Source organism: Rhodopirellula maiorica SM1, from assembly GCF_000346295.1.
In the GTDB taxonomy this organism is placed as follows: domain Bacteria; phylum Planctomycetota; class Planctomycetia; order Pirellulales; family Pirellulaceae; genus Novipirellula; species Novipirellula maiorica.
In genome coordinates this window covers 1-7,630 of the sequence record NZ_ANOG01000791.1, presented here as the reverse complement: position 1 = coordinate 7,630, position 7,630 = coordinate 1, and the positions used below count along the sequence as shown (strand labels likewise).

Annotated in this window: 4 protein-coding genes; 1 reads left to right on the top strand and 3 read right to left on the bottom strand. The window is 54.5% G+C overall.

Annotated elements, in window-relative coordinates:
• The 3 genes from RMSM_RS25715 to RMSM_RS25705 form a co-directional block, all read right to left on the bottom strand.
• A partial coding sequence (locus tag RMSM_RS25715) for a redoxin domain-containing protein (protein WP_008703571.1) occupies nt 1–2,209 on the bottom strand: 2,209 nt, incomplete at its 3' end.
• Between the two features lie 357 nt (nt 2,210–2,566).
• Nucleotides 2,567–3,475, bottom strand: coding sequence for an alkaline phosphatase family protein (locus RMSM_RS25710; RefSeq protein ID WP_008703569.1), 909 nt, complete (start codon nt 3,473–3,475; stop codon nt 2,567–2,569).
• The gene (locus RMSM_RS25705) at nt 3,465–6,638 is read right to left on the bottom strand and encodes a DUF6797 domain-containing protein (protein WP_008703567.1); all 3,174 of its coding nucleotides are present in this window, start codon (nt 6,636–6,638) and stop codon (nt 3,465–3,467) included. Before RMSM_RS25705 ends, RMSM_RS25710 begins: the two co-directional genes overlap by 11 nt.
• 358 nt (nt 6,639–6,996) lie before the next feature.
• Between RMSM_RS25705 and RMSM_RS25700 the strand changes: the two genes are divergently transcribed.
• Nucleotides 6,997–7,630: OB-fold-containig protein (locus RMSM_RS25700; RefSeq protein WP_008703565.1), on the top strand; the 634-nt coding region annotated here is incomplete at its 3' end.

Here is a 7,630-nt window from a genome sequence, read left to right as displayed (position 1 = left end):
AATCGATTAGAAAGGTACCGTGTAGCGGTTGGTTTTCAAAGTCGTCCCAGCAGCGGTAGGACTTGAAGATCGCTTGGGTGGCGTCGGCGATCAAGGGAATTTCGACCGGCTTGTCAAAGTCGTCGATGCCCGTCTTTAGCGTTTCATGATCTTCGGTGCTGATTGCGACAATGTCGATTCCCGCCTTTTGGAAATCGTCGATACGAGGCGACAATGCGTGCAGCTGCTCCATGCAGTGCAGGCAACCAAACCCGAGATAGAAAACGACAATCCGAGGCCGACCGACAAATTCTTCGGCACTGGTCAGCGTGCCATCGGGCAGTTTACCTTCCCACATCGGCGCTTCGTAGGTTTGCCAGCGGAACGGGCCAAGTTCGTCAAGCGGAGGTCGCTCACCCAGATCTGCCGCCGGTTCACGCGGAATTCGCCAATCGCCCTGAACGCCCGCTGCTTTAGCAATATGGCTTAGCCGTGCCAATAGTGGCGTGTCAATGTCGGCGTCGGCGGCAACGTTTCGCAGTTCTTCGAATTGCTTGATCGATTCCTCTTTTTGTTCGTTTCGCCATAGCAAGTCAACCAGAATCGCCAGCGGCCGAACCTCGCCTGGACGTTTCTTGTGTTCACGTTTGGCGATCTCTAACGCCCCTTTTAAGTCGCGAGCATCGGCCAACCATCGTGCTTCGATCAGCGGTTCTAGTTTTGCCCGCTTGGCATGTTCTTTGAACTTGGCCTCATCACGTCGATGCGACGCTGCGGCGGCCGAGACACGAGCAATGATCGTTCGCAGCGTTTTAAGATGCGACTTGATCTGCTCGGGTGTTTCCTCTTCGTCCGCTTTTTCTTCTTCGGTGTCCTCTTCGATTTCGGCATCCTTGGCGGCAGCCGATTGATCCGCCAAATCGAGCAGTTTTGTTTCCAAGGCAAGGCGGCGACGAACCAGGGAACGAAGCGTCTTGGCACCGCGAGCCCCGTTGCCGGTGCGGAAATGGGCAACCGCCAGCCAACCGAGCCATTCCTCTTGCTGCGCCGAATCGGAGGTGGGCGCTAAATAATAGCCGCCCGATTCTTTGATCAATTCATCCCACATCGCGTACTGTGAAAGCACTTGCAGCAACCGTTCGCGTCCGAATTTGTAGCTGCCTCGTTTATCGAGGGTGTTGTATTTGGGATGCCGTGGCAACGAGACGAGGTTTTGAGCTTGATCGATCGCGTCGTGGACACGGCCAATGTTGATCAAATTGCGTGTCAACCATTCGTTGTTGTGGGCAAAGTTATGGATTTGGTCGGGCATCAACCGAGCCCGTGTCATGTGTGCGTGGTCGACTCGCGCCGATGCTTCTTGTTGCCACGCCGCATCCGCATAGCGATGAAGTTTCGAGTAGATGTGCCCCGGCATGTGCCACATGTGAGCCACTCCGGGCATCGAGGGACCACATTTTGCCGCCGATTGGAGTGCCAATTTGGGTTGCGCCGAGTCCCACAGATGGATGCGGTAATGATGGACAGGATGCATCGGGTCGGCGGCGAAGATTTCGCTTAGCAATGCGTTGACCGCATAGCGGCTGGTCAGTTTAACGCCTTCGCGGTCAGACAGCCAAATTTGAAGGACCAAAAACGCTTTGGCTTCGATGTCATCAGGATATTCGTGCAGGATCTTTTCGAGATCGGCAATGAATTTTTCCGCTCGTTTCTTCTTGGCGTCGCTGTCATCTTTGGGAGCGTCATCGCCAAATTTTGGCAGATAGCGATCCAGTGCTTCGATATAAAGCTTCTCGCGTTTGTCCGCTCCCTTGTCCTTCTTCGCGATCGCTTCGTCAATCAATCCTCGCGCCCGTTTGCGATTGTTGACGTTGGCCATTGCCATGCCCCAGTAGGCAATTGCCATTTCGGGATCTTCTTTGGCCGCTTGTCTGAACGAACGCTCGGCTTCGAGATACCAGAAGCCGTGAAGTTGCGCGACGCCTTGTTCAAAGAACTGCTGAGCTCGCTCGGACTTGGTCGACGTCGGGAAATCGATTTTGGCGAGACCTGGGATCAGGACGGCGCGTTGACGCGGTCCCTCATTAAAGGCTTCACCGTGGAAGCTGTGTCCCGCTTCGGTCGACGATTCATCATGCGGGTCACCAGCGGACGGTTCTAGCCCCCACAGCAGCGAAGGGACGCACAGAAAACAAAGCAGGGGAATTGCAGCAAAATAGCGCAGATTCATGGTGAGGTAGGATTTTTTGGGAGGGAAGGAAACCGCGAGTGCCCGTATTGTAATCAATCGTTGCGAGACAACGGACACTCGGCAGCAGCGATTTTCCAAGTGCCCGCGACCGAGTTGTTTCAGTGAATTGCAGGCTCCGGCCCAATGCCATCTGCTTTGGCAACCATTGGGGAATGCTCAAGTAGTGGGATTCGCCAGAATTCCCCCTCTTTGCTGTTGAAAACCCCGGAACTCTGGCGAGTCCCACTACGAAAGCAGGATGGTATTGGCCGAGAGTCTGCCGAGCGCGTAAAGAAGAGGCGGGAGCCTCGGAGGCAGTGCGTTCCCAGGCCGGAGCCTGAGGAACGAGCGTTTGGGCTATTTCTTTAATCCGACGGGTTTGCCATCGAGTTGCCAGTCCTCCGGCGCATCAATCCCCAAATGCTTCAGTGCCGTCGCCGGTGCATCGACGATATAGGTATCGCTTTCGAATTTGCCACGCTCGGCCGAATCGCCGCTGACGATCAGGAAGCTGTTGTAGATCTCTGGAACTTCGTGGCCGCTGGAGTGGCTGGTTCCTTTCCCTCCATGATCCGAGGTGACGACGACCAACCAGTCTTCTTTTTCGTAGGATGAGCGCGACTGGATCGCGGCCAAGACGCGACCGATTCGTGCGTCGGTCTCTTGGATCGTTTCGACGTACTTGGGGTTTGCCGGATGGAATCCCGTGGCGTGCCCCGCTTCATCGGTGGCACCTAGATACAAGAATACGACGTCGAGTGACTCGTCGGCCAATTGTTTTACTGCTTCGTCAGTGGCGGCGTCGTCACGTTCGCCGTAGTCCTTTTCGGTGAACGAGAATCGCTTGTCTGCTTTGTCGACGATGTATTGATCAATCGGAGCCCAACATATCAAGGACGCCGTTTTCAATTCAGGCAATCGCTCTTTGACTCGGGCAAAGAAGTGCGGGAATTTGTCGTAGTGAGAAACCTTGAATTGGTTGTCCAGCACCCCATGCTTGTCCGCCCACACCCCCGTCAAAATGCTGCTCCAACCAGGGCCGCTAATGGTGTCGGCGGTGGTGTAGCGAGGATGGAAGATGCGGGTGTTGTCCGCGTAGATACCTTCTTCGATCAACCGGTCCAGGTTGGGAGAGTTCGCTTTTCGCAAGGCGTCAAAACGACATCCATCGATTCCCAGAAATAGTACTTTGGGCGTATCGGCAGCGACCGCCAACATCGGTGAGATCACGACAAACGCCAGGAAGGCAAACCACTTACTTCGCACGATTGTTTTCCACTTCGGGTACACGGTTGATGGTCCAGTAAATTTCTTCGTCAAAAGCATCCCCGTTGCGATCGCGTAGATGCAGAATCAGATGCAATTGATCGGCGGGCTGCATGTCATCGATCTGCAGCTTGACCGCCGAGCCGCTGTTGTCGACGGTTGCCGATTGAATTGCAACTTTGTCGACACCGACTTTATCAGTTTTCACAGAAAATTGATCCGATCCATAATTACGACTCCAGTGATAGTTCCACTGCGTGGCATCGTACGAAGCGACATTGGTGGCGACTTCGGGATCGAGCTGGAAGTTAAAACTGAGGAGCAATCCGTCCGGCTGAACCGATGCATCCGTCACCATTCGGTGGGGGCGTCCGGTATAGCGAAGACGTTGCAGTCCCTTTTCTTCCAAGCCAACGCGTCCGCCACCGTTCCAACCTTGCAGTCCGGTTGCATAGACTTGTCCATCAGCGGGGTTCACTCGTCCCCGCATAATTCCGGTCGAAAAATCATACGGCAAGTTTACAATTGCCGCCTGGCTGATGTCGCCCACATCCTGGATCATCAAATACGACATCCATCCGCGACCGAAACTGGTATGCAGCAGATGGCCTGCGAGCGGGCCAAACCGTGGGTCATCCACCCAAATTTGGCCTCCCGAAGAATTGTCGAACACTTGCGGCATCCAAACCAAAGGTGGGTCAAACGAGGTGGGAGGCACCACTTTGGTGATGTCGATTTTGCCACCATCGGGAGCCCATTTTCCTGGGATCGAATAGGTCGGCACCCAGCCATAGAAGCCGCCTGGTTTTAGCAGGTTGATTTTCGATGCCGGTGTCCATTGCCCCTGGTTATCGCTGGCAGTGATCCGTCCGCCTGGCATGCTGCCCAGTCCGTTGGGTGTACGAAACCCGGTCGAAAAGACCTCACGATGTTTGCCATCGGGCGAAATTTTAAAGACCGCACCGGGCAGCGAGAAATCGGCACCATGTCCACTTTTGGCGTAGTAGAAGTTACCTTCGTCATCGGTTTGCAAGTCAAAATTAAACGCGTGAAAGTTGGTCGACACGTCGATATCGGCACAAAAGCTTTCGTAAAAATCGGCTTCACCATTGCCATCTTGATCGTGCAGCCGAGTCAATCGGTCTTTGCAGGTCACATAGATCTGGCCGTTAACAATCTTGACTCCAAATGGTTCGTATAGTCCGGCTGCGAAACGTTTCCAGCGAACTTGAAGCAAATCGTCGTCGATGCCCGAGACGATCCAAATATCGCCGCCATGTGTTGCCAAAGCCATTCGGCCATCGGGGAAAAAATCGAGCGCCGAGGTGCGAAACCAAGTGTTCCAAGGCGTTGATTCAGGGATCGTGATTGTGTCCAACGCATAGCCACCCTGTTCAAGGCCCAAGTAGCCGACGGTTTCCAATTCATCCGGCCACAGCCGCGAGCCACCCGTGGTCAGTGAGGCAAGATTTGTCGTCGGCGTGTAGGCGTTGGCAATTGCATGCAGTGATGAGCGGTCGGAGCCCTCGGCGCGAAACACTTGCAATGTTCGCGACCGTGTGTCTGCCGGAATTCGCAGCACCAAGCGGTCCTTGTCGTCGGGTTGGATCGTCAAATCATGAGCATCACCGCGGACGATAGCCGTTGCAATTTTTGCATTTTCGGCGATCGCAAGGACCAATTCGCCACCAGGGCCAATGTTCATTTCGTGAACAATCACTTCGCTGCCGGCACGGTGGTCCAGTTCTCGTGGTGATTCGAGAATTTCGCGACCGTCGATTGAGTAGCTCAGTGTTACTCGATCGTTGTGCAGGTAGTGGCCGTGATAATCCATCCACTCCGCTGGCATCGGTCCGCGTGGCAGCAAGCCTTTGCGAGAATAATCGAGCGTTCCGTTGTGTCCCCAACGCCAACCGGCCAGCCCGCGGATCGATTCACCATCAGGATTCGCTGTGCCTTCGCCGCGCGGACGGACATGTTGTGTTTCGCTCAGATCGAGAAACCCGCCACTCCACACATCGGCTTGGTCCATCGCGTGCAAGTTATACGCGATCGTCGTTTCGCCGAGCCGGATGTTCAGCACGCTGGGGAAATCGCGGCGAAGCTGGGAAGCCAACGCGGGACCAAAGTCACGTTGAACGTTCTCGATTTCGGTTCCGTCCTTGGTTCCGGTGGGCAGCGATTTTAGTAGTTCAGACGTGACTTTGACGTAGTCAGGATTGTTCCCTTTCATGAACGCCTCGCGAATATAGTGCACGACTTGGTAGCGTTCTTTGGGCGTCAAATGAGACATCGGCGCCATCAGTCCGTTGCCCTTGGTCAGCGTCATGAACATCTGGTAGGGATCGGCACCAAATTTCAGTTTATCCGTTCCAAACGCTCGCGCCGTTGAAAGCGACGGGGTGTTGCCGTCGCTGCCATGACAATCGAAACAGTAGCCGTGATAGATTGCCTCGCCCGCCTCGAAGTCACGGCTACGCAATCCTTTGATGATTCCGGCATGGTCCAAGTCGATCGAGTCGTCGACGATCCGCAGTTCTTCGGGCGAGGGACGCAGTTGTGATGCACGTGATTTGCCACCGCGAGCCACTTCGATTACATAGCGAGCGAGGTCGAGGAACTCGCGTTGATCTTTTAGGGAACCGATCAACCCATCGGGCATCAACGACTTGGAGTTCACATTGCGCTGTTCGACATCTTCTTGAAGCACTGCAAAATCGCGAGTGAGATCGTTTGACAATCGCATGCGGATCTGTTGGTCGTCTTCGTCGGCAATCAAGCCGACATGCACTTGGCCGTCGACCGTTAATAGCGAAACCGTTTCAAAACCTTTGCGGATGTGTCGCGACGGAAATAGTAGCGATTCGATCAGGTGTTCATCGGTCAAATTTGTGCCTTGTTCGGCAAGGTTTGGGCCAAGCGGGGATGCTTGGTCACCACTGCTGTGGCAGTTCACGCAGCCCGCAGCCGACTTGAAAAACACCAACGCGCCGCGTCGTGCATCGCCTCGCAGTCGGACTTGTTCGGCTAGAAAGTCGGGATCGGCCGCTTTGAGTTGTTGGTCCAGCGGTGTCGCTCGCCGCAGCATTTCCGCCTGTAGCAGCAAGGGACGACAGACAAAGCAAGCGACGATCAGACAAAACGTAAGGCGGAAAATCATCATGATGTTTAGGGATGCCTGCGAGCGGCATCGATGATCGGAGGGAAGGGATGATAGGTAGGACCAAGGTCGGTAGGAGCGTCCATCATAATCGATTTTCAATGTGGGATAGGCTTCCAGCCTGTCATCGGTCTCACATGCCCCTTTTCACGTAATGGAGTCGTTGCTCGTCCACTACGAAAAAGTCTCCAGACTATTGAGGGCCGATGACAGGCTGGAAGCCTATCCCACACGCCTGCGGCTTATTTGTGACCTAAAATACTTTGTTTTATTGCTTGCCTAGCGCCCTGGTTCTGCGAGGTTAAAGCCCTGCAACTAAGCTGTACCGTCATTATCTACCCCTTTTCGGAGGCTCGACCCCGTGTCGGACTCGATCGTCGATCTCGCCAACCGCATGTTTGTCGGTCCATTGTGGCCGGCATCCATCCTGATTTGTTTGTTGGTTGTCTACACGATCCTGGCGATTGTGGGGTTGGTTGATTTCGGTTTTGACGTTCCTGAGGTCGATTTGGACGTTCCCGACGTCGGCGTCGATCTGCCGGACGGCGAAATGATTTCAGTCGATGCCGACTTATTACAGGGACTTGGCGGAGCGGCAATTCGATGGACCAATTTTGGACGAATCCCCATCGTGCTGTGGGGCGGAATCTTCTCGCTCGCGTTCTGGGGGATCTCGTATTGGCTTTGGCACAGCTTTGACTCGGACCGTTATTCCCCGGATTGGCTGCCCAGCATCCTGTTGTCGGTCCGAAATTTCGTCATTGCCACCGGAATTACCAAGGCAATCACACAGCCGATGCTAGGTTACTTTGTCGACCCCCCATCGTACGACGAACGTCGCATGATCGGCGGCACTTGTGAAATCACCACTAGCGAAGCGACTCCAGAATTTGGACAAGCCAAGTTTCGCACCAACGCAGCCCCCTTGCTATTGAATGTCCGCACCGACGGAGCCCATATCCCTAAAGGGACGGAAGTTCGTATCGTCGGATTTG